Raw genomic sequence first — 20090 nt, 5'->3', positions numbered from 1 at the left:
CCGCACCGGCTCGGCTCAGGCCGGGATGTGGCCGAACGCGCCGCGCTGGAAGTCCTCGTAGGCCTCGAGCACCTCGGCCTTGGTGTTCATGACGAACGGGCCGGCCCAGGCCAGCGGCTCCCGGATCGGACGGCCGCCGACGACGATCACGTCGAGCTTCGGCGAGCGGCTCTCCTGCGCGCGGTCGGCCCTGATCGTCAGGAAGTCGCCGGCGCCGAGGACGGCCGACTGCCCCATCCGGATCGGACGGCCCTCGGTGCCGACCGTGCCCTGGCCGTTGAGCACGTAGACGAGCGCGTTGAAGTCGACGTCCCACGGCAGCTCGAGCTGCGCGCCCGGCTCGATAGTCGCGTGGACCAGCGTCATCGGGGTGTAGGTCGACCCGGGACCGGCGTGGCCGTCGACGGAGCCGGCGATGACGCGGACCAGCGAGCCGGCGTCGGCCGAGGTGACGAGGGCGACCTCGCCGGAGCGCAGGTCCTGGTACCTCGGGTTGTTCATCTTGGCGTCCCGGGGCAGGTTCACCCAGAGCTGGATGCCGTGGAAGAGGCCGCCCTTCTGCACCAGCCACTCCGGCGGCGCCTCGATGTGGAGCAGGCCGCTGCCGGCCGTCATCCACTGGGTGTCGCCGTTGGTGATGGTGCCGCCACCGCCGTGGCTGTCCTGGTGGTCGAAGACGCCGTCGATGATGTAGGTGACGGTCTCGAAGCCGCGGTGCGGGTGCCAGGGGGTGCCCTTGGGCTCGCCGGGCGCGTACTCCACCTCGCCCATCTGGTCCATCATGATGAACGGGTCGAGGTGGGCGAGGTCGATGCCGGCGAACGCGCGGCGCACCGGGAACCCCTCGCCCTCGTAGCCCTGCGGGGCGGTCGAGACCTGCCACACGGGGCGCGGCTGGTCGCCGAGCCCGGGCGCGCGCAGGCGCTCGAGGACGGTCAGGTCGGGGACGGTGACGGCGGGCATGGCGTTCCTCTCTGCTTGGGACCACCTTGGTCGTGCGGGGTCACCCCGTCCAACGGTAGTTGAAAGTTGGATATTCCGCTCCTCCTTTCCCCGGCGGGTGCCGTGCGGCACAGTGCTGGACATGACGGGGGGCCGCGCACAACTGGAGCGCCTACAACCAGTCGCAGGTGGGAAGGGGCGTGCGACCGCTCCTCCGCCGCGTCCTGGAGCTCGCCGGGCCCGGCCGCGACCGGCTCGCCGTCGACCTCGGCGCCGGCGCAGGCACGTGTACCGCGTGCTGGCGCGACGGCTAGGTTGACCCGGTGACGTCACAGAGGGATCAGTACGACGCAGTCGTGGTCGGCGGCGGGCACAACGGCCTCGTCGCGGCCACCATGCTGGCCCGCGCCGGGATGTCGGTCGTGGTGCTGGAGCGGCTCGGCCAGGTGGGCGGCGCCGCGGTCTCGGCTCGGGCCTTCACCGGCCACCGGGCCCGGCTGTCGCGGTACTCCTACCTGGTCTCGCTCATGCCCGAGCAGCTGGTGCGCGAGCTCGGCCTCGACCTGGAGCTGGTGTCGCGGTCCACCGCGTCGTACACGCCGACGCTGCGCGACGGGAAGCCCGGCGGCCTCCTCGTGGAGCGTCCGGAGGGCCGGGCGACCGCCGCCTCCTTCGAGGCCCTCACCGGGGGCTCCGAGGAGTACGACGCGTGGCAGGCGTTCCACGCCGACGTGGCCAGCCTGGCCGGAGCCGTGGCGCCGACGCTGCTCGAGCCGCTGCCGACCGAGCGGGACGTCCGCGCCCGGGTGGCTCCCGAGGTCTGGTCCGACCTCGTGGCCACGCCGCTCGGCGACACCCTCGAGAAGCGGTTCCGCGACGACACCGTGCGCGGCATCGTCGCCACCGACGGCGCCGTCGGCACGTTCACGTCGATGCACGACCCCGCTCTCCACCAGAACCGCGCGTTCCTCTACCACTCGATGGGCAACGGCACCGGCGAGTGGCGGGTGCCCGTCGGCGGCATGGGGGCGGTGACCACCGCCCTCGGCCGGGCGGCGGGGAACGCCGGCGTGGAGATCGTCACCAACGCCGGGGTGAGCGCCATCCACGCCGGCGACGACGGCGCCGAGGTCGTCTGGCACGACGGCATCTCGTCGCAGACGCTGCGTGCCCGTCACGTGCTCGCCAACGTGGCGCCGTGGGTGCTGCGGATCCTCCTCGGCGGGCCCGAGGAGCCGGAGACCAAGCCCGAGGGCGCGCAGCTCAAGCTCAACATGCTCCTGTCGCGACTCCCGCGGCTGCGCTCCGGCGCCGACCCGCAGGTCGCCTTCGCGGGGACCCTCCACGTGGCCGAGGAGCTCAGCCGCCTCGAGACGGCGTACGCCGAGGCCGCCCGGGGCGAGATCCCCTCCGTGGTGCCGGGCGAGATCTACTGCCACTCGCTCACGGATCCGTCGATCCTCGACCAGCACCCGGAGGGCCAGCACACCCTGACCTACTTCGGGGTCCACCTGCCGGCATCGCTGTTCGCGGGCCCGGACCGCGAGGAGCGGAAGCGGCTGGCCGTGGAGCGCGCGCTCGCGGCCATCGACGAGCACCTCGCCGAGCCGATCGCCGACTGCCTGGCCCGCGACGCGCAGGGCGAGCCCTGCCTCGAGGCCAAGATCCCGCAGGACATCGAGGCCGACCTAGCGATGCCGGGCGGGCACATCTACCACGGCGACCTCGACTGGCCATGGGCCTCGAACCGGGCCCGGCTCGACACCCCGGCGCAGCAGTGGGGCGTGCAGACCGACGTCGAGTCGGTGGTCGTCTGCGGCGCCGGCGCACGTCGCGGCGGCGGCGTCTCGGGCATCGGCGGGCACAACGCGGCGAGCGCCGTGCTGGCCTCCCGCTGAGCCCGGCCGTGACCTGCGCAACAGCGATCGCGGCGGGGCCCTCCCGATTTCTCCGCGACGGACCCCGCTGGTAACGTATGCGTCGCTTCACCGGGCGCCATTAGCTCAATTGGCAGAGCAGCTGACTCTTAATCAGCGGGTTCGGGGTTCGAGTCCCTGATGGCGTACCAACACCGGAACCCCCGGGCTCTTCGAGCTCGGGGGTTCCTGTCGTTTCAGGACGGTTTCCCCAATATGGGGCGGGCTGAAGATGGTCCCTCTGCGCCATTCCACCTGACCGGGCACCGACCTAGCGTGGCGCCTACGCCTGGATCGGGTCGCGCTCCCGCTGCAACGAGGGAGGCGCCACACCATGCCCGCCAACTTCAAGATCGGATCCTGGGTCCTCGCCCTCGTGGTCGGGCCCCTGCTGGTGCTCGCCGGTCCACCCGCGAACGCCACCTCCGTCTCCGTGGACTTCGTGCACGTGGGCGGGGGGATCACCTGCTTCGGTGATCCGTTCAACCCCGGCGCCGTCGCCGGCACCGTGACGGCGACCCGGACGGCGTCCAGCCTGGAGCTCGACGTTCAGCTCAGCTCGGCGCTCACCTCGACCACGTTCTCGGTCGAGGTCTTCGAGGCCAACCCGAGCTGCGGGAGCGACGACGGCGCCGCGACCGGCCAGTACGTCTCGACGGACGCGACGGGCGCGGGCAGCGCTTCCATCGTGGTGCCGCTTCCGTGGAACCGGATCAACGGCATCCTCGGGGACGGAGCCGGCTCCGAGCTGGCGGTGATCGTGCTCGACAACCGGAACAGCAGCTGCGGGTGCGGTGATCAGTACGTCGCGACGTTCGACATGACGCTGCTCGACCCCCCGGCCGACACCGACGGGGACGGGGTCCCTGACGACACCGACAACTGCATCTCGACGCCGAACCCGGGTCAGACGGACTCGGACGCGGACGGTCGCGGCGACGCGTGTGACAACGAGACCTTCGGCGCATTCGAGGCACCGGTCGACGGACCGCCCACAGTCAACGCCGGCAAGGCCGGCCGGACCTACCCCTTGAAGTGGACGATCGTGGGACCCAGCGGGCTCCTCACCGATCTCGACGCCGTCTCGCAGATCAGGCACAAGTCCGTCGCATGCGGGACCTTCGTGGGAGACCCGGTCGATGCCCTCGAGTCGACCGCTTCGGGCGGTTCGGGCCTGCGCATCGCCGGAGACCGCTACGTCTACAACTGGTCCACGCCTGCGGCAGCCGGCTGCTACGAGCTCTACATCTCGCTGAGCGACGGCGGCGTGCACACCGCGCAGTTCAGGTTGAAGTGACTGACGAACACCGGAACCCCCGGGCCCTTACGGTCCGGGGGTTCGGCCATTTCAGAGTGCCCTTCCGGATCCCCGGCGTCCGCGGCCGAACGGCCTCGCCGCAACGGACTTCGGTCCTCCGGCGCATCCCCTTCCGCACTGTTGCCGGGCCGCTCCCCCGGCGAGGCTGGAGGCATGGAAGCCCTCTTCATCACGATCGCCATCGCCGTCTGGATCGTCACCGGGCTGGCCACCGGGCTCTGGATGGCCCGTCGCGGCCACGGGACACGGTGGACCCCCATCGCTGTGCTGCTCGGCCCGCTGTTCGTGCCCATCGCGCTGGACCGCGTCGAGCAGGAGACCCGCACGCTCGCCTCGAGCCACGACCCGGTCGACGGGATCGCCCCCAAGTCCGGCCTGACCGTCCTCGTCGGCGTCGACGGGTCGGCCGAGGCCGACCACGCGATCGAGACCGCGCTGGCGCTGACCGGGCCCGGCTGCGGACGCCTGGTGCTCGCCGAGGTCGTCGACTTCGACACGGCCGAGCTCGACAACCTGCAGGGCGCCGACGCCGCCACCGACCACCTCGACGAGGCGGCTGCCGAGGCCGCCCGGATCCTCGGGGACGTCCCGATCGACCGCGAGGTGCTGGTGGGCTCCCCCGGCCGCGCGCTGCGGGACTACGCCCACGCGCACCAGGTCGACGTGGTGGTCGTGGGCCGTCGCGGGCGCGGCGTGAGCGAGCGGCTCCTCGGCAGCGTCTCCGCCGACCTGCTGCGCCACTCCGAGGTGCCGGTGCTGGTGGTCGAGCCGAGCCGCGACCGGAACGCGCGTCACCGCTCGCCCGACGAGCAGGCCGCCGATGTTCAGACCGGGGGCCTCACGACCTCGTAATTGGGGCGCGGCCCGGCCGGCCGTCGACCTACCGTGGCCGGGTGACCGACATCGCCCGCCGCGCCGCCCTCGCACTGCTCGCCCTGAGCGTGCTCGGCGTCGCGGTCGCCATCCCGCTCGACCTGACCGCGCAGTTCGTGGCCCGGCCCGAGACGGAGCTGGGGTGGAACGCCCTGTGGGACGGCAGCGCGGTGAGCGCACCGCCGCCTCCCCTCGTGGGCCTGCTGCTGGGGATCTGGCTCACCACCCGCTCCGACCGAGCTCGCTTGATCGGGCTGTGGGTGCTGGTCCTCACCGGGATCGTCGTGACGATCGGCCACGTCGGCGAGTACAGCCACGGCGTGCCGTTCGCGGGCACGGACCGCGCGGTCTTCCTGGCCTTCAACGTCGTGGGGCTCGCGCTGTGCCTGCTGCTGGTGGGCAGCGCCCTCAGCGCCGCGGTGCGCCGCGCCGCGCCCGTGCCAGCCACCTGAGCCGGCCGGGGCTGCCGGAGCGCCGCGGGGTCGCCGTCGCGCCCGGGAGCGATCCCCGGCGGGCCGGGGATCCGTGGCGCCCGCGTGCGCAACGGCAGGCGTGGGCCGGCCGGGAGCCTGCGGTTGCGCACAAGTGACGTGAGCTCAGCCCGCCCGCGCGCCGGGCCCCGGCGCCCGCCTCCCGGCAGTCCACGTCAGCCCCCGGAGACGACGTACGACGACAGCAACTGCGCGCGCACCTGCGCCGGCGTCCAGGGGAAGCGGACCCACTTCCCCTTCGAGAAGAGCCGGGTCTGGTCCCGTGACCAGGGCGAGGCGGGGTCCTCGGCCTGGCCGTAGGTCAGGATCGTCCGCGCGTCCACCCCGCCCCCGTCCCGGAAGGCGACCGCCTGGATGTGCGAGGAGCCGTACGTGATCGGCCGGTAGCGGTCTCCGGCCTCGATGTAGCGGGACGCGAGCGCGTTGGCGTTGCCGACGGCGTCGCCCGTGCCGCCGCCGAGGGCGATCGGCGGTGCGCCGCGGTCGCCGGCGACCTGCAGCCGGCCCCAGCGGGCGTCGAGCGGGATCCCGCGCTCCCGCAGCGAGGCGATCGCGTCGGACATCGCCTGCCGCACCTGGGGGTTGCCGACGTTGAGGTCGCGCGGCGTCGTCAGCGGCCGCTCGGGGTCGAACGGCGTCAGCCAGACGCCCTGCGCGGGCAGCCGAGCCACGAACTCCTCGAAGATGTGCGTGCCGATCGAGTCGGTCTCCGACCGGCCGTCCCAGGCGGCGAGCACCTCGCACGCCTCGGTCTCCCCGGTGGCCAGGCAGACGGCCCCGAGGTCGTCGTCCTCGCGCATCACCTCGGCGGCCATCAGCCGGTTGGCGTGCTGGTGGCCGCGCAGCGAGCGCGGCGACTCGAGGCCGCCGTCGGCCAGCCGGTCCTGGACGTAGCGGTAGACCATGCGGGTGCGCATCGTCCGCTGGCAGCGCTCGCAGCCGATGATGCCGGCGAAGCCCTCGAGGCGGACCTCGTCGTTGGGCGTCCAGTAGGAGTCGTTGGCGTTGCCGACCCAGTCGCGGCGCACCACGGCCGGCAGGTTGCCGGGCCCGAAGATGCCGGGCCGGGCGGCGTCCTCGTCGGTGCGCCACTCGCACGTCGACCGGGCACGGGTGCCGTCGAGGCCCGGGAGGCCGGCCGCGCCCTGCAGCACGCGGCCGGTCGGCGTCATGCACTCCTCGGCGAGGGCGTCCGGCACGTTCGGCACGACCGAGTGGTCGGCGTACAGCACGTTGCCGTCGCGGTCGGCGGCGGTGGTGTTGACCCACGGCATGCCCGCAGCGCGGTCCTGCCGCCGCAGCAGGTCGCGGACGTCGCTGGCCTTGCCCATCTCCAGGAACGTGTCGACGGTGCGCAGGTGCTCGGCGTTGGCGTCGCGGAGCGCCCACACGCTCGAGGTCGACCACGGCATGAACGCCTTGGGGGCGTCGAGCACGTACCCCTCGGCTGTGCGGTAGACGTCCTCGGTGACCTGCTCGAGCCCGCCGTCCGCGGCGCGGACGGTGACGGTGACCTCCCGGCGCCGCAGCTCCTGCGGACCCGACTCGGTGACGTACGTCGTGGGACCGACGAGGCGGTACTCGTAGGGGGTGAACCGGAAGGCCGTCGAGACCGTGTGGCTCCAGGCGACGTGCTGGTTCCAGCCGATGTTCACGGCCGGCGAGCCGATGAGCGAGGCGCCCGCGACGTCGTACCGGCCCGGGATCGTCAGGTGCTGCTGGGTGAACCGGTAGCGGCCGCGCCACGGGAAGTGCGGGTTCCCGAGCACCATGCCCCGGCCGGTGGTGCTGGCCTCACCGCCGATCGCGGTGGCGTTGGACCCGAACGGCGACTCCGGGTCCCGGCCCAGCTCGGTGAGCAGGTCGTCGCGGTCGACCGCCGCCCGGGTCGGGTCCGGCGTCCCCGGGTCGTCGGGCGACGGCGGGTCGGCGTCGACGATCTCCGGGACGAAGACGCCGCTGGAGGCCAGCAGGTTGGCGAGGTAGACGCCGTACCAGAGGTCGAGCGCGGTGGCCCGGCGCCGCAGGTAGCCGGCGCCACGGCACTCCGGGTCGCCCACACCGTCGGGGCCGACCTCGTCGAGGTAGTCGTTGACGCCGGCGGTGTAGCCGCGGACCATCGCCCGCGCCTGGGCACCGGGACCGCGCACGTCGTCGCGCAGCAGCTTCTCGACCACCCGCCGGTTGCGCAGGTCGGTCACGAACGTGTCCACCTGCAGGTTGCTGGCGTCCAGCGTCACCTGGTCGTTGTAGCGGGCCTCCGGGCCGAGCCAGCGCGAGCGCTCGCCGCGCGCGGTGAGCAGCGTGTCGGCGAGGGTGCAGACCGACGTCTCCGCCGCGGCGTACCCGCTGCCGAAGCCGAGGTCGCCGAAGTCGTCGCCGGTGATGTGCGGGATGCCGTGCTCGGTGCGCTCGATCGTCGCGGAGTACCGCGGGGGCCGGTCCGGCGCCGCCGGCGCGGCCGAGGGAGAGGCGGCGACGGCCGCGAGCGGCAGCAGGGTCGCGCAGGACAGCAGGGCGGCGAGGCGGCGTCGGAGCACGACCCGCTCAACGGCGGGACCCGTCGCGGGTTATGGAGGACCCGCACCGTCGACGGCCGGCGCCGCCGGTCAGAGGTAGAGGCCGGTGGACTCGTCGCCGAGCCGGTCGGCGGCCACGGCGTGCACGTCACGCTCGCGCATCACGACGTACAGCTCGCCGTTGACCTCGACCTCGGCCTTGTCGTCCGGGTCGAACAGCACCCGGTCGCCGACCTCGACGGCACGGGCGTGCGGACCGGTGGCGACCACGCGCGACCAAGCGAGGCGCCGGGCCCCCATCGCCGCCGTGGCGGGGATGACGATGCCGCCCGAGGAGCGGCGCTCGCCGCTCTCCCGGTCGGTCTCGACCAGGATGCGGTCGTGCAGCATCTTGATCGGACGCTTGTCGGACACAGGGCTTCTCCGGGGCGGTGCGTCAGCGGGCGAGGCGGCGCACGACCGCGAACAGCGCGACGGTGCCCACGACGCCGCCGGCGACCTTGAGGATGTTGTCGGTGCGCGGGTGGCCCTCGTCGTCGACGAAGTAGGCCTTGATGGCGCTCACCTCACGGGTGACGATCGTCTTCGGGTGCGACCGGTAGAGGAGCTGGTCGATGGTGGTCGCCAGGCGCTCGCGGGTCTGCTCGATCTCACGCTCGAGGGAAGACGTCTCGTTGCTCACCCGGGAAGGCTACCAATCGCCCGCAGGTGGGCCGGATCGAACCCGAACGGCAGCTCCAGGCGGTGCGCCGCCATCAGCTCCTCGTCGGTCAGCACGTCGTACGTCGACCCGTCGGCCACCACGACCCCGTCGCTGAGGACGACCGAGCGCGGGCAGAGCTCGAGGGCGTACGGCAGGTCGTGGGTCACCATCAGCACCGTCACGTCGAGCGAGCGCAGGATGTCGGCCAGCTCGCGGCGGGACGCGGGGTCGAGGTTGGAGGAGGGCTCGTCGAGGACGAGGATCTCCGGCTCCATCGCCAGCACGGTGGCGACCGCGACCCGGCGCCGCTGGCCGAAGGAGAGGTGGTGGGGCGGCCGGTCGGCGAAGTCGGCCATGCCGACGCGGTCCAGCGCCGCCATCACCCGCTGGTCCAGCGCGGCGCCGCGCAGCCCGAGGTTGGCCGGGCCGAAAGCGACGTCCTGGCGGACGGTCGGCAGGAACAGCTGGTCGTCGGGGTCCTGGAAGACGACGCCGACGCGGCGCCGGATCTCCTGCAGGTGCAGCTTCTCGACCGGCAGCCCGCTGACGGCGACCGAGCCGGCCCCGGCCGTGAGGATGCCGTTGAGGTGGTGGACGAGCGTGGTCTTGCCGGCGCCGTTGGGGCCGAGCAGCGCGACCCGCTCGCCACGGTGGACGTGCAGGTCGACGCCGAAGAGCGCCTGGTGGCCGTCGGGGTAGGCGTACGCCAGGCCCCGGACGTCGAGCACGGGCGTGCTCACCGGCCCACCTCCTGCGGCAGGGACCCGGTGTAGCCGCGGGACAGCATGGCGAGGTGGACGCGCTCGCCCCGCTCGTAGGAGCGGACGAAGAGTGCGCCGAGCGAGCGGGCCAGCGCCGGCCAGTGGCGCGGTGACCGGGGCTCGCAGCCGCGGGCGCGCATCGCGACCAGCTGGCGGCCCATCTCGCCGGTGACGACGTCGAGGTAGCGGATCATGAAGCCGGTGATCTGCACGAGCGTGTCGGGCACGCGCAGCCGCTGCAGGCCGCGCAGCAGGTCGGCCGCCTCGGTCGTGGCGGCCAGGGTGAGCGCGGCCAGCACGCCGAGCGTGCCCTTGGCCAGCAGCGCGCCCGCGGCGACCAGCCCCGTCTCGGAGACGCTGACCCCCAGCACCTCGGTGCGCGGACCCGTGGACACGAACGGCACGAGCACCGCGAACACCACGAACGGCAGCTCGATCAGCATGCGCGGGGCGAGGTAGGTCGCCGGCACCCGCGTGGAGGCGACCACGGCCAGGAGGACGACCGCCTCCACCGCGAAGGCGGCGTACCAGTCGCGCGGGGTGGCGACGACGACGAGCATGAACGTCACCAGCGCGACCAGCTTGCGGTGCGCCGGAGCCCGGTGCAGCCAGGAGTGGCCGTGGTAGTGGAGCTTGTGGCCGTGACCGGCGCCCACGCTCAGGCCTCCGGTCTTGACGGGTCGCGGCGGCGCAGCAGCCAGAACCCGCCGCCGGCGACCAGCAGGACGACGCCGACGCCGACGACGCCGGAGATCCCGACGCTCCAGCGCTCGTCGTCGACGCCGCGGGTGGCGTAGTCGGCGAACGGGCTGTCGGCGGTCGCCGAGTCCTCGGCGGTGTCGAGGAAGCCGGTCTCGGCGGCGACGTGCTCGAGGCCGTCGGGGTTGCTGCTGGCGTAGTAGCTGGCGACGCCGGCCACGAGCAACGTGACCAGCAGGCCGGCGACGAGGAACGCTCTGCTGGTCGGGCGGTCCGGGCGGCTCATGCGGTCACCGCCGTGCGGATCTCGAGCTCGCGGCGGGCCAGCGCCGGCCGGGCACCGTGGACCAGGTCGGGTCGGACCGCGACGACGCTGCCGACCACGAGGCCGGTGATGACGGCCTCGCCGAGGCCGATCACGGTGTGCCAGGCGAGCATCGCGGCGAGCAGGGTGTCGAGGGCGACCGGGGCCTGGCCGCCGACGGCGAACAGGCCGGTGAAGACGACCGCGGTCGCGGGCACGCTCAGGAAGGCACCGACCGCCGCGGCCGGCGCGACCACGCCCAGCCGCTTCGGCAGCACGGCTTGGAGGCCGCGGAAGACGAGCCAGCCGACGGCCACCGCGACGAGGCCCATCAGGGTGATGTTGGAGCCGAGGGCGGTGATGCCGCCGTCCGCCATGAAGAGCGCCTGCACCAGGAGCACGACGCTCAGGCAGAGCACGGCGGTCCAGGGCCCGGCGAGCACCGCGGCGAGCGCGCCGCCCAGCAGGTGGCCGCTGGTGCCGGCGCCGACCGGGAAGTTCATCATCTGGCCGGCGAAGACGAACGCGGCGACGAGGCCGGCCATCGGGGCGGTCCGGTCGTCGAGCTCGCGGCGGGCGCCGCGCAGCGCCACCGCGATGCCGGCGGCCGCGACCGCCCCCGTGGCCACCGAGGTGGTGGCGTCGAGGAAACCGTCGGGCACGTGCATGCAGGACTCCTTGCGGGGGTCTGGGCGGGGGTCGGGACTGTCCGGCACGGGCGGCCGGGAAGGGGCTGGGCCCGGCTCGGTAGGTTGGTGGCCGGGTTACCGCCCAGTCTACGTTGTTGCGAACGACTCGCAACAAGCCGCCGAGCCCACCAGGAGGACCCCGTGACCGCAGCCCGCCTCTCCCCCGGCGACCAGGCCCCCGACTTCACGCTGCCGTCGGACACCGGCGAGAAGGTCACGCTCTCCGACCTGCGCGGCCGCAAGGTGATCGTCTACTTCTACCCGGCCGCGATGACCCCGGGCTGCACCAAGCAGGCCTGCGACTTCACCGACTCCCTCGACTCGCTGCGCGGCGCCGGCTACGAGGTGCTCGGCATCTCCCCGGACAAGCCGGAGAAGCTGGCGAAGTTCCGCGAGCGCGACGGGCTCTCGATCACCCTGCTCTCGGACCCCGACAAGGCCGTGATGACCCAGTACGGCGCCTTCGGCGAGAAGAAGCTGTACGGCAAGGTCGTCGAGGGCGTCATCCGCTCCACGCTCGTCGTCGACGAGCAGGGCGACGTCGAGGTCGCGCAGTACAACGTCAAGGCGACCGGCCACGTCGCCAAGCTCCGCAAGGACCTCGGCCTCACCGACTGACGCCGGCCGCTCGGGCTCCTCGCGCCCGGTCAGTCCCAGACGACGTGGTTCTCCCACTCGTCCCCGGAGAGGATCCGCGTCACGCCGGACCCGTCGGGCCGCATCACGCACACGTCGTCGGACGACTGGCCCGGCGTCGTGCACCCCATGACGATCCAGCGGCCGTTGGGCGAGTAGTCCGGCTTGAATGCGTGCAGCTCCGGGGTCGTGGCCAGCAGCTGTCGCGGCTCCCCTCCGGAGGCCCGCACGGTCCAGATCCCGTTGGAGTCGGCCGTCGGGTTCCGCCGGTCCTCGACGTTGTAGATGATCGTGCGGCCGTCGGGTGACCAGCGCGGGTGCTCGGCCTTGCGCAGCCACGGCGTGAGCCGTCGTACGCCGGACCCGTCCGCCTTCACGACGTGGATCGCGGTGGTCGCGGCGGCGTCGTGCCGGTAGCGCATGAAGACGATCCGCCTGCCGTTCGGTGAGAACTCCGGCTCGGTGTCGTCACCGCCGCCGTCGGACAACCGGAGCGGGCGCTGCCCCGATCCGTCGGCCGCCATGACCCACAGGCTCGTGGCGAAGTCCGAGTGGTGCTGCAGCACGTCGGAGTGGGCGTAGACGATGGTGCGGCCGTCGGGCGCGTAGTCGGCCGCCTCGTGGTAGCCCCACCCCTTGGTCAGGATCCGGAGGCCCTTGCCGTCGGGCCTGATCGTCGCTATCCGCTGGGGGCCGCGGGAGTCGGTGAGGTCGAAGACCAGCCGCCGGTGGTCCGGCCTCCAGTCCGGCCACCAGCCCTCCTGCCTGCCGACGGGCGCGGCGTCGCTGCCGTCGCTGTCGGCGGTCCACAGCCGGGGCCGGTCGGGGTCGGTCGTCCAGCGGGTGAACGCGATGCGGGGACCACCCCGGGGCACCGCCGCCGGTGGCGCGGACTCCGGGTCCGCGGGCGAACCCGTCTCGGACGCCGGGGGGAGGTCGGGGGGTTCCGGCGACCCGGCGGGCGCGGGCCCGCTGCACCCGCTCGCGACCACGAGCAGCGCCGCACCCACGAGCAGTCGCACGTCCCCTCCTGTCCCCCGGGTACTTCGATGGTGGCAGCCACGGCGGGTGCCGCACATCCTCCGACCGGGCGGTCCCGCCTAGACTCTGGCCCCGCGCGCCCGTAGCCCAACAGGCAGAGGCACCAGGTTTAGGTCCTGGACAGTGTGAGTTCGACTCTCACCGGGCGCACCGCCCGCCGGCGTCACGCGCCGTGCAGCACCCGATCGGGCCGCAGCACCATGACGCAGGTCCCCCAGGTGTCCGGCCGCCCGAAGCGCTCGGCGTACGCCGCCCGCGCCCGGGCCAGGTCGTCCGGCTCCTCGCTGACCACGGCGGCGCCCTCGACGGTGGCCCACAGGCTCGAGGTGTGCTCGGCGATCGAGGCCCGGCCGGTGCGACGCACGTTGCGGGCCTTGACCGTGGTGGGCCGGGTCAGCACCAGGAAGTCCTCGCCGCAGCGCATCGCCTTGACCGGGGTGAGGTGCGGACTGCCGTCGCGGCGCACGGTCCCGAAGGTCGCGAGCCGCGGACTGCTCCAGAAGTCGTCGAGGTGTGCGGGGATCACGGCGCCGACGCTAGGACCTCGAGCGCACTTCAGGTCAACGCGTGCGGCTACCCGGTGGCGGTGCCGAGTGCCTGGGCGACGACCGGGGCGATCTCGCGCAGCGCCTGCCCGCGGTGGGAGATGGCGTCCTTCTCAGCCGCAGGAAGCTCCGCCGAGGTGGTGCCGTCGGCGAGGTGCTGGTCGGCGACGAACAGCACGTCGTACCCGAACCCGCCGCTGCCCTTCTGCTCACGGATCACGCGCCCGGCCATCTCGCCGTGCACCACGACCTCGGTGCCGTCGGGGTGGCAGAACGCGACCGCGCACACGAAGCGGGCGCCGCGCCGCTCGTCGGGCACGTCGGCGAGCTGGTCGAGCAGCAGCCGGTTGTTGCGGTCGTCGTCCTTGGGCAGCCCCGACCAGCGGGCCGACAGGACGCCGGGCATGCCGTTGAGGGCGTCGACGCACAGGCCGCTGTCGTCGGCCAGGGTCGGCAGGCCGGTGGCGGCCAGGCCGGCACGCGCCTTGACCAGCGCGTTGCCCTCGAAGGTGGCCCGGTCCTCGACCGGCTCGTCGTACGCCGTCACGTCGTCGAGGCCGAGCACCTCGACGTCGGGGGCGTGCTCGCGCAGGATGCGCTGCATCTCGGCGAGCTTCTTGGCGTTGCGCGAGGCGAGGAAGACGCGGCTCACGACTCCAGCGCCTCCCGCTGCAGACGGGTGAGGTCGGCGCAGCCCTTCTCGGCGAGGTCGAGCATCGCGTCGAGCTCGGCGCGGTCGAAGGCCACGCCCTCGGCGGTGCCCTGGACCTCGACGAACTTGCCGTCGCCGGTCATGACGACGTTCATGTCGGTCTCGGCGCGGACGTCCTCCTCGTAGGGCAGGTCGAGCCGCGGGACGCCGTCGATGATGCCGACGCTGACGGCAGCGACCGAGCCGGTCAGCGGCTCGCCGGCGAGGGCGCCCTGCGCCCGCAGCTTCGCCACGGCGTCGGCCAGCGCGACGTAGGCGCCGGTGATGGCGGCGGTGCGGGTGCCGCCGTCGGCCTGCAGCACGTCGCAGTCGAGGACGATGGTGTTCTCGCCGAGCGCCTTGTAGTCGATCACCGCGCGGAGCGACCGGCCGATGAGCCGGGAGATCTCGTGGGTGCGGCCGCCGATGCGGCCCTTGACCGACTCCCGGTCGGAGCGGGTGTTGGTCGCCGCGGGCAGCATGGCGTACTCGGCGGTGACCCAGCCGAGGCCCGAGCCCTTGCGCCAGCGCGGCACGCCCTCGGAGGCGGAGGCGGCGCACAACACGCGGGTCCCGCCGAACTCGACCAGCACGGAGCCGGCGGCGTGGTCGAGCCACTTGCGGGTCAGGCGGATCGGGCGGAGCTCGTCGTCGGCACGGCCGTCGGCGCGGGCGGGGGCGTCAGTCATGGGGGCCAACCTAGTCGTCGGACTCAGAGCCCGATCGGCTGCCTCCGGGTGACCGCCAGCGGGGCCCGCCGGACCTCGGTCCACGCCAGCCGCGCGGCCAGCGGACCGAGGTCGCGGGCGCGGCGGCCCAGCCACGGCGCCCCTTCGACGACCATCCACCCGACGTCGCGGCGCCAGCTCGGCTCGTGGCCGCCGGAGGTCTCCAGCGCCGGCGGGTCGAAGACCAGACCCTCGCCGGCCAGCAGGTCGGCGTAGGCACGGGCCAGCGCCCGGTGCCCACGCTCGGAGGGGTGGAGCCGGTCGACCGACCAGAAGCCGCGGGTCGCCACCTCCGGTCGCAGCGCCAGGTCGACGCGCAGGCCGCCGTACCTGGCGCTGACCTCGTCGTAGACCCGGTTGACGGCCTCGATCCGCGCGAACAACGGCCGCCGCAGCACGCCCGGCAGCCCGAACACGGCGCCGTGGTCGTGGAAGCGGGCCGTCAGCAGCAGGGCTCCCACGGCGTGCAGCTCGTCGGCGCAGGCGAGCACGTCCTCGCGGAGCCGGGCCGGGTCCCAGGTGGAGCGCATCGTGTCGTTGACGCCCACGATGAGGGACGCCAGGTCGGGCCGGTGGGCGACCGCGCGGTCGAGCTGCTCGGCCCGCACGGTGGCCGCAGTCGCACCCGAGACCGCGGTGTTGCAGAACGAGACCGGGTAGCCGGTGGCCAGCGCGTCGGCGAGCAGCAGCGCCCAGCCGCGCCAGCCTCCCGGCACCGGGTCACCGATGCCGCAGGTGGTGCTGTCCCCGAGGGCGGCGAACCGCAGGTACCCCGTGCTCCGCATGGCTCCCAGCGTGGCGTCGGCGGGTACGGCGCCCTGACCCGGACGTGTCGGCTCCCTCAACGTCGGGTGAAGACCCGAGCGGTGCTGCGAGCGGCTGGGAAGGGGTCAGAGCTCGTAGGCGTCGCCGGCGCGGGCCAGCCGCAGCGGACCGTCGTACGTCGTGCGGGCGTCGGCGAGCGCCTGCTGCGGGTCGTGCCACGGCGGCACGTGGGTGAGCACCAGTTCGCGCGCGCCGGCCCGCTTGGCGCACTCCCCGGCCTCGGCGCCGGTGAGGTGGATGTCGGGCGGGTTGTCGTCGGCAGCCATGAACGAGGCCTCGGCCAGGAACAGGTCGACACCGTCGGCGACGCCGTCGAGGGCGGCACAGGCCGCGGTGTCGCCGGAGTAGCCGAGCGTGCGACCGCCGGCCGTGACCCGCAGCCCGTAGGCCGTGACCGGGTGCAGCACCTCGACCGCCTCGACCTGGAAGGGGCCCACCTGCACGGTGGTGCCGTCGTAGGGGCGGAAGTCGAACTCCTCGTGCATGCCCGGCTCGTCGGGCAGGTCGTAGGCGCGGGCCATCCGGTCGGCGGTGCCCGCAGGGCCCCAGACCGGGATCCGGGGCTGCTGGCCGGCCGGGTGGTACTTGCGGAGCACGTAGTAGCCGCACAGGTCGAGGCAGTGGTCGGCGTGGAGGTGGCTCAGGAAGACGGCGTCGACGGCCAGCGGGTCGGTGTACCGGTGGAGCGCGCCGAGCGCGCCGTTGCCGAGGTCCAGCAGGATCCGCCACGTGCGGGAGTCGTGCTCGGCCTCGAGGAGGTAGCAGCTCGCCGGCGAGTCGGGCCCCGGGTAGGAGCCCGAGCAGCCCACCACGGTGACCCTCACCTGAGGCCCCCCGCGAACTGGTGGGCGCTCACCATCTCGGGGCCGAGGAAGCGGCGTCCGATCGTCTCGAACTCGCCGGGCGCGCCGGTCGTCAGGAACCGGTGCTCCGGTTCGCCGCCCTCCCGCATCAGGCCGGTGTCGGCCAGCCTGCGGTAGAGGTCCTTGGCACTCTCCTCGGCGCTGCTCACCAGCGTCACCTGCTCCCCCATCACGAACGAGATCACACCAGTCAGGAGCGGGTAGTGCGTGCAGCCGAGCACCAGCGTGTCGACGCCGGCCGCGGTCAGCGGGTCGAGGTACTCGTGGGCGACGGCCAGCAGCTCGTCGCCGCCGGTCACCCCCTGCTCGACGAAGTCGACGAACCGGGGGCAGGCACGGGTGACGAGGTCGATGTGGGGCGCGGCGGCGAACGCGTCGTCGTACGCCATCGACTCGGCAGTGGCCCGGGTGCAGATGACGCCGATCCGGCCGTTGCGGGTGGCGGCCACCGCGCGGCGGGTCGCCGGGAGGATCACCTCGACGACCGGGACGTCGTAACGCTCGCGGGCATCGCGGAGCATCGCGGCGCTGGCGGAGTTGCAGGCGATGACGAGCGCCTTCACGCCCTGGTGGACCAGGTGGTCGAGGCACTCGAGGGCGTACTCGCGGACCTCGGCGATCGGCTTCTGGCCGTAGGGCTGGCGCGCGGTGTCGCCGACGTAGAGGACGGACTCGTGCGGGAGCTGGTCGATGACGGAGCGGGCCACGGTGAGGCCGCCGAAGCCCGAGTCGAAGATGCCGATGGGGGCATCGTTGCTCACTGCATGCACACCCCGAAGGCTAGGCGGTCGCGCGGACGCAGCGCACGATCCGCGACCCAGGTCACGGATGAGCGTCGTCACGTCAGCCCGCGGTTCGCGGCCCGCGGGTCACGTTCGTCGCCTACCCTGCCAGGCATGCGCGCGAGGATCCTCGCCCTGCTCCCCGCGCTCGTCGTGGCCTCGGTCGTGGCAGCGCCGGGGACGGCGCGCGCTGCCCTCGCCCCGACGGCCGGCCCGTCGGAGCCCCCGCCGGCCCGGACCGTCGTGGTCGTCTCGATCGACGGGCTGAACCCCGCCGCCCTGCGGCGGCTGGGCCGGCAGCGGGCGCCGGTGCTGCACCGGCTGATGCGGCAGGGCGCCTCGACCCTCAACGCGCGGACCGCGCACGAGCGCACCGAGACGCTGCCCAACCACACGACGATGGTCACCGGTCGGCGGATCGACGCGAGCCGCGGCGGCCACGGCGTCACCTGGAACGACGACCGGACCACCCCGCGCACCGTCCACGACGCCGCCGGCGAGCGGGTCGCCTCCGCCTTCACCCGGGTCGACGGCGCCGGGCGGCGGACCGCGTTGTTCGTGGGCAAGACGAAGCTGTCGCTCTTCGAGCGCTCGTGGCCGGACGCGGTGGACCGCTCCGTGCTGCGCGAGGACGACCGGCGGCTCGTCGACGTCGTACGCCGGGACATCGGGCGGCAGGGCCGGGCGCTGCGGTTCGTGCACCTGGCGGAGCCGGACCGGGCCGGGCACGAGCACGGCTTCCTGACCGCCCCCTACCTCGCGGCCGTGGAGCGCACCGACCGGCAGCTGGGCCGGATCGTCGCCAAGGTCGAGAGCAGGCCGCGGCGGGCGCGTGGGACGACGGTGGTGGTCACCTCCGACCACGGCGGCACCGGTCTGCGCCACCACGAGGCGGACCGCTGGGCCAACTACCGGGTCCCCTTCGTCGTGTGGGGGTCCGGGGTCGCCGCGGGCAGCGACCTCTACGACCTCAACCCCGACTACCGCGACCCCGGCCGGCGTCGCACGACGTACGCCGCGCAGCGCCCTCCGGTCCGCAACGGCGACGTCGCCAACCTGGTGACCCGGCTGCTCGGGCTGCGCCCCGTCCCCGGCAGCGAGGTCGGCCGGGCCCAGGTCCTCGACGTGCGGTAGCCGGTCTCCCGGGGGTCGAGCCCGTCGGGACCTGATCTGCTCGGCCGCCTAAGGCCGGATGTTCTGGTTCGCGCGGAACCGGTTCTCCGGGTCGTACTCCCGCTTGATGCTCACCAGCCGGTCGTAGTTCTCCTTGTAGTTGGCCTCGATCCGGTCCTGGTCGTCGGCCCCCATGAAGTTGATGTAGCCGCCCTCCTCGGAGTGAGGTGCGATGGCGTCGTAGTAGCCGCGGACCCAGGCGATGTTGGCGTCGTTCTCCGCCGGGTCGGGCCACATCCCCGCGACCACGGTCGCGAAGGTCGCGTCGCGGTACGCGAACGCCGTCTCACCCTCCGCGACGCGGTGGCAGGCGCCGTTGATCGAGTAGATGTGCACCGTCGAGTTCAGCGTCGGCAGCTTCGGCCCGTGCTCGAGGTGCGCGGTGATCGCCTCGTCGGTCAGCTCCCGGGCGAAGTTGCCCTTCCAGTAGTGCTGCAGCCCCGGGGGCACGAGGGCGTCGAAGGCGCTGTTGAGGGCCGGGTACGGCATCTCGCCGACGTGCTCGGCCACGACCGGCGCGATGTCCCGGAACGGCTCCAGCGCCGCCGGCCCGTCCTTGGTGTCGCCCGCCCAGCAGAAGACCATGGCGACGAACGGCTCGCCGTGCCGCTCCTCCGGGATGAAGGGCAGCGGTGGCGCGATCTGGAAGGCCGGGAAGCAGCCGAGCTCCTCGGGCGCGTCCTTGATGTGCTCGCGGTAGAACTCCAGGATCGCCCTGGCGTGCTCGAGCTCGAAGAACATCGGGCCGCCGTAGATGGTGCTCACCGGTGCCAGCCGGTACTCGAACGAGGTCACGATCCCGAAGTTGCCGCCGCCACCGCGCAGCGCCCAGAAGAGGTCGGAGTCCTCCTTCTCGCTGGCCTCGTGGAAGCGGCCGTCGGCGGTGACCACGTCGGCCGAGACCAGGTTGTCGCAGGAGAGCCCCAGCCCACGGGCGAGGTAGCCGATCCCGCCGCCGAGCGTGAGTCCGCCGACCCCGGTCGTGGAGATGATGCCGCCGGTCGTGGCCAGGCCGAACGCGTGGGTCGCGGCGTTGAAGTCGCCCCAGGTCGCGCCGCCCTCGGCGCGCGCCGTCTGGGTCAGCGGATCCACGCGGACGCCGCGCATCCGGGACAGGTCGACGACGACAGCGTCGTCCCACGTGCCGAAGCCGGGGACGCTGTGCGCCCCGCCCCGCGTCGCCACGGGCTTGTCGTGGGCCCGGGCGAAACCGACCGCCGACATCACGTCGCCGGCGTTCACGGGGCGCACGACGACCGCCGGCCGTTTGTCGATCATCGCGTTGTAGACGCGCCGAGCCTCGTCGTACTGCTCGTCGTCGGGAGCGATCACGTCGCCGCGGACGCTCTCCCGCAACGAGTCGAAGTCTGCAGGGTTCATGGCCGGTTCCTTCACTCGAGAGAGGTCCCGCGACGCGCGCGCGGGGTGTCCGGCCACTCAGCGGGCACAGGAACGCCGCGGGCTCCTCCGAACGTACGGCGACCAGCTCCCCCGCCGTCAGACACGACCGGGCCACACCCGTCCGGGCCACCCCCGGGAGGCACAGACGGACCCGCCCACCCGGGCCACCTCACCCCGGGGTCACCGAGAC

22 protein-coding genes and 2 tRNA genes are annotated in these 20090 nt (G+C 73.4%); 8 read left to right on the top strand and 16 right to left on the bottom strand.

What is annotated here, in order from left to right; translation table 11 throughout:
- Positions 1–15: 15 nt before the first annotated feature.
- Positions 16–963: a pirin family protein gene (locus ACFP2E_RS00440; protein WP_378522151.1), complete on the bottom strand. Its 948-nt coding sequence runs from the start codon at positions 961–963 to the stop codon at positions 16–18.
- A gap of 302 nt (positions 964–1265) precedes the next feature.
- On the opposite strand from ACFP2E_RS00440, the gene ACFP2E_RS00435 reads away from it, so the two are divergent.
- From ACFP2E_RS00435 to ACFP2E_RS00415, 5 genes are all read left to right on the top strand, one after another.
- Positions 1266–2840 (top strand): phytoene desaturase family protein, encoded by a 1575-nt coding sequence (locus ACFP2E_RS00435; protein ID WP_378522152.1) that lies wholly within the window; start codon positions 1266–1268, stop codon positions 2838–2840.
- Between the two features lie 94 nt (positions 2841–2934).
- Positions 2935–3010: transfer RNA gene (locus tag ACFP2E_RS00430), tRNA-Lys, on the top strand.
- A 182-nt stretch (positions 3011–3192) separates the two neighbouring features.
- Positions 3193–4155 carry a PxKF domain-containing protein gene (locus tag ACFP2E_RS00425; protein WP_378522153.1) on the top strand — a complete coding sequence of 321 codons (963 nt, stop codon included), beginning with the start codon at positions 3193–3195 and terminating at the stop codon, positions 4153–4155.
- A gap of 174 nt (positions 4156–4329) precedes the next feature.
- Positions 4330–5028 (top strand): universal stress protein, encoded by a 699-nt coding sequence (locus tag ACFP2E_RS00420; RefSeq protein WP_378522154.1) that lies wholly within the window; start codon positions 4330–4332, stop codon positions 5026–5028.
- Between the two features lie 41 nt (positions 5029–5069).
- Positions 5070–5501, top strand: coding sequence for a hypothetical protein (locus tag ACFP2E_RS00415; protein WP_378522155.1), 432 nt, complete (start codon positions 5070–5072; stop codon positions 5499–5501).
- 194 nt (positions 5502–5695) lie between these two features.
- Here ACFP2E_RS00415 and ACFP2E_RS00410 read toward each other — a convergent pair whose 3' ends face one another.
- The 7 genes from ACFP2E_RS00410 to ACFP2E_RS00380 form a co-directional block, all read right to left on the bottom strand.
- Positions 5696–8080: a penicillin acylase family protein gene (locus ACFP2E_RS00410; RefSeq protein ID WP_378522156.1), complete on the bottom strand. Its 2385-nt coding sequence runs from the start codon at positions 8078–8080 to the stop codon at positions 5696–5698.
- Between the two features lie 69 nt (positions 8081–8149).
- Entirely contained in the window at positions 8150–8449 is a 300-nt protein-coding gene (locus ACFP2E_RS00405) for a GroES family chaperonin (protein ID WP_378522234.1), read from the bottom strand.
- A 46-nt stretch (positions 8450–8495) separates the two neighbouring features.
- Positions 8496–8741 carry a DUF3618 domain-containing protein gene (locus tag ACFP2E_RS00400; RefSeq protein WP_378522157.1) on the bottom strand — a complete coding sequence of 82 codons (246 nt, stop codon included), beginning with the start codon at positions 8739–8741 and terminating at the stop codon, positions 8496–8498.
- Positions 8738–9502, bottom strand: a complete 765-nt coding sequence (locus ACFP2E_RS00395) for an energy-coupling factor ABC transporter ATP-binding protein (RefSeq protein ID WP_378522158.1) — start codon at positions 9500–9502, stop codon at positions 8738–8740. Before ACFP2E_RS00395 ends, ACFP2E_RS00400 begins: the two co-directional genes overlap by 4 nt.
- Positions 9499–10179 carry a cobalt ECF transporter T component CbiQ gene (cbiQ, locus tag ACFP2E_RS00390; protein ID WP_378522159.1) on the bottom strand — a complete coding sequence of 227 codons (681 nt, stop codon included), beginning with the start codon at positions 10177–10179 and terminating at the stop codon, positions 9499–9501. The genes ACFP2E_RS00395 and cbiQ overlap by 4 nt, the downstream gene beginning before the upstream one ends.
- Before the next feature lie 2 nt (positions 10180–10181).
- A complete protein-coding gene (locus tag ACFP2E_RS00385; RefSeq protein WP_378522160.1) occupies positions 10182–10508 on the bottom strand; it encodes a PDGLE domain-containing protein in 327 nt (108 codons plus the stop codon).
- A complete protein-coding gene (locus tag ACFP2E_RS00380; RefSeq protein WP_378522161.1) occupies positions 10505–11194 on the bottom strand; it encodes an energy-coupling factor ABC transporter permease in 690 nt (229 codons plus the stop codon). Before ACFP2E_RS00380 ends, ACFP2E_RS00385 begins: the two co-directional genes overlap by 4 nt.
- A 162-nt stretch (positions 11195–11356) precedes the next feature.
- Between ACFP2E_RS00380 and bcp the strand changes: the two genes are divergently transcribed.
- Positions 11357–11833: a thioredoxin-dependent thiol peroxidase gene (gene bcp / locus ACFP2E_RS00375; protein ID WP_378522162.1), complete on the top strand. Its 477-nt coding sequence runs from the start codon at positions 11357–11359 to the stop codon at positions 11831–11833.
- Positions 11834–11862: 29 nt separating this feature from the next.
- On the opposite strand, the gene ACFP2E_RS00370 is transcribed toward bcp, so the two are convergent.
- Positions 11863–12873, bottom strand: a complete 1011-nt coding sequence (locus ACFP2E_RS00370; RefSeq protein WP_378522163.1) for a hypothetical protein — start codon at positions 12871–12873, stop codon at positions 11863–11865.
- Between the two features lie 95 nt (positions 12874–12968).
- Here ACFP2E_RS00370 and ACFP2E_RS00365 point away from each other — a divergent pair.
- Positions 12969–13042, top strand: a tRNA-Leu gene (locus ACFP2E_RS00365).
- Positions 13043–13055: 13 nt separating this feature from the next.
- Here the strand turns inward: ACFP2E_RS00365 and ACFP2E_RS00360 are convergent.
- The 6 genes from ACFP2E_RS00360 to murI all read right to left on the bottom strand — a co-directional run bounded on the left by ACFP2E_RS00360 (position 13056) and on the right by murI (position 17305).
- Positions 13056–13418, bottom strand: a complete 363-nt coding sequence (locus ACFP2E_RS00360) for a pyridoxamine 5'-phosphate oxidase family protein (protein ID WP_378522164.1) — start codon at positions 13416–13418, stop codon at positions 13056–13058.
- A 47-nt stretch (positions 13419–13465) separates the two neighbouring features.
- Positions 13466–14089 carry an RdgB/HAM1 family non-canonical purine NTP pyrophosphatase gene (rdgB, locus tag ACFP2E_RS00355; RefSeq protein WP_378522165.1) on the bottom strand — a complete coding sequence of 208 codons (624 nt, stop codon included), beginning with the start codon at positions 14087–14089 and terminating at the stop codon, positions 13466–13468.
- The gene (rph, locus tag ACFP2E_RS00350; protein WP_378522166.1) at positions 14086–14817 is read right to left on the bottom strand and encodes a ribonuclease PH; all 732 of its coding nucleotides are present in this window, start codon (positions 14815–14817) and stop codon (positions 14086–14088) included. The genes rdgB and rph overlap by 4 nt, the downstream gene beginning before the upstream one ends.
- Before the next feature lie 23 nt (positions 14818–14840).
- Entirely contained in the window at positions 14841–15641 is an 801-nt protein-coding gene (locus tag ACFP2E_RS00345; protein ID WP_378522167.1) for an SGNH/GDSL hydrolase family protein, read from the bottom strand.
- A 105-nt stretch (positions 15642–15746) separates the two neighbouring features.
- A complete protein-coding gene (locus ACFP2E_RS00340) occupies positions 15747–16505 on the bottom strand; it encodes an MBL fold metallo-hydrolase (RefSeq protein WP_378522168.1) in 759 nt (252 codons plus the stop codon).
- Positions 16502–17305, bottom strand: a complete 804-nt coding sequence (gene murI / locus ACFP2E_RS00335) for a glutamate racemase (RefSeq protein ID WP_378539243.1) — start codon at positions 17303–17305, stop codon at positions 16502–16504. Before murI ends, ACFP2E_RS00340 begins: the two co-directional genes overlap by 4 nt.
- A 135-nt stretch (positions 17306–17440) precedes the next feature.
- On the opposite strand from murI, the gene ACFP2E_RS00330 reads away from it, so the two are divergent.
- Positions 17441–18460 carry an alkaline phosphatase family protein gene (locus ACFP2E_RS00330; protein WP_378522170.1) on the top strand — a complete coding sequence of 340 codons (1020 nt, stop codon included), beginning with the start codon at positions 17441–17443 and terminating at the stop codon, positions 18458–18460.
- Between the two features lie 48 nt (positions 18461–18508).
- On the opposite strand, the gene ACFP2E_RS00325 is transcribed toward ACFP2E_RS00330, so the two are convergent.
- Entirely contained in the window at positions 18509–19879 is a 1371-nt protein-coding gene (locus ACFP2E_RS00325; RefSeq protein ID WP_378522171.1) for an FAD-binding oxidoreductase, read from the bottom strand.
- Positions 19880–20090 lie beyond the last annotated feature (211 nt).

This window comes from Nocardioides sp. GCM10027114 (assembly GCF_042659625.1).
Lineage (GTDB): Bacteria > Actinomycetota > Actinomycetes > Propionibacteriales > Nocardioidaceae > Nocardioides.
This window is presented reverse-complemented; position numbering and strand designations above follow the sequence as displayed.

Excerpts from the sequence above, each read along its gene's own strand:
- ACFP2E_RS00440 (WP_378522151.1), bottom strand. The coding sequence starts at position 963 with ATGCCCGCCGTCACCGTCCCCGACCTGACCGTCCTCGAGCGCCTGCGC.
- ACFP2E_RS00425 (WP_378522153.1), top strand. The coding sequence starts at position 3,193 with ATGCCCGCCAACTTCAAGATCGGATCCTGGGTCCTCGCCCTCGTGGTC.
- ACFP2E_RS00420 (WP_378522154.1), top strand. The coding sequence starts at position 4,330 with ATGGAAGCCCTCTTCATCACGATCGCCATCGCCGTCTGGATCGTCACC.
- ACFP2E_RS00405 (WP_378522234.1), bottom strand. The coding sequence starts at position 8,449 with ATGCTGCACGACCGCATCCTGGTCGAGACCGACCGGGAGAGCGGCGAG.
- ACFP2E_RS00385 (WP_378522160.1), bottom strand. The coding sequence starts at position 10,508 with ATGAGCCGCCCGGACCGCCCGACCAGCAGAGCGTTCCTCGTCGCCGGC.
- ACFP2E_RS00380 (WP_378522161.1), bottom strand. The coding sequence starts at position 11,194 with ATGCACGTGCCCGACGGTTTCCTCGACGCCACCACCTCGGTGGCCACG.
- rph (WP_378522166.1), bottom strand. The coding sequence starts at position 14,817 with ATGACTGACGCCCCCGCCCGCGCCGACGGCCGTGCCGACGACGAGCTC.
- ACFP2E_RS00345 (WP_378522167.1), bottom strand. The coding sequence starts at position 15,641 with ATGCGGAGCACGGGGTACCTGCGGTTCGCCGCCCTCGGGGACAGCACC.
- ACFP2E_RS00330 (WP_378522170.1), top strand. The coding sequence starts at position 17,441 with ATGCGCGCGAGGATCCTCGCCCTGCTCCCCGCGCTCGTCGTGGCCTCG.
- ACFP2E_RS00325 (WP_378522171.1), bottom strand. The coding sequence starts at position 19,879 with ATGAACCCTGCAGACTTCGACTCGTTGCGGGAGAGCGTCCGCGGCGAC.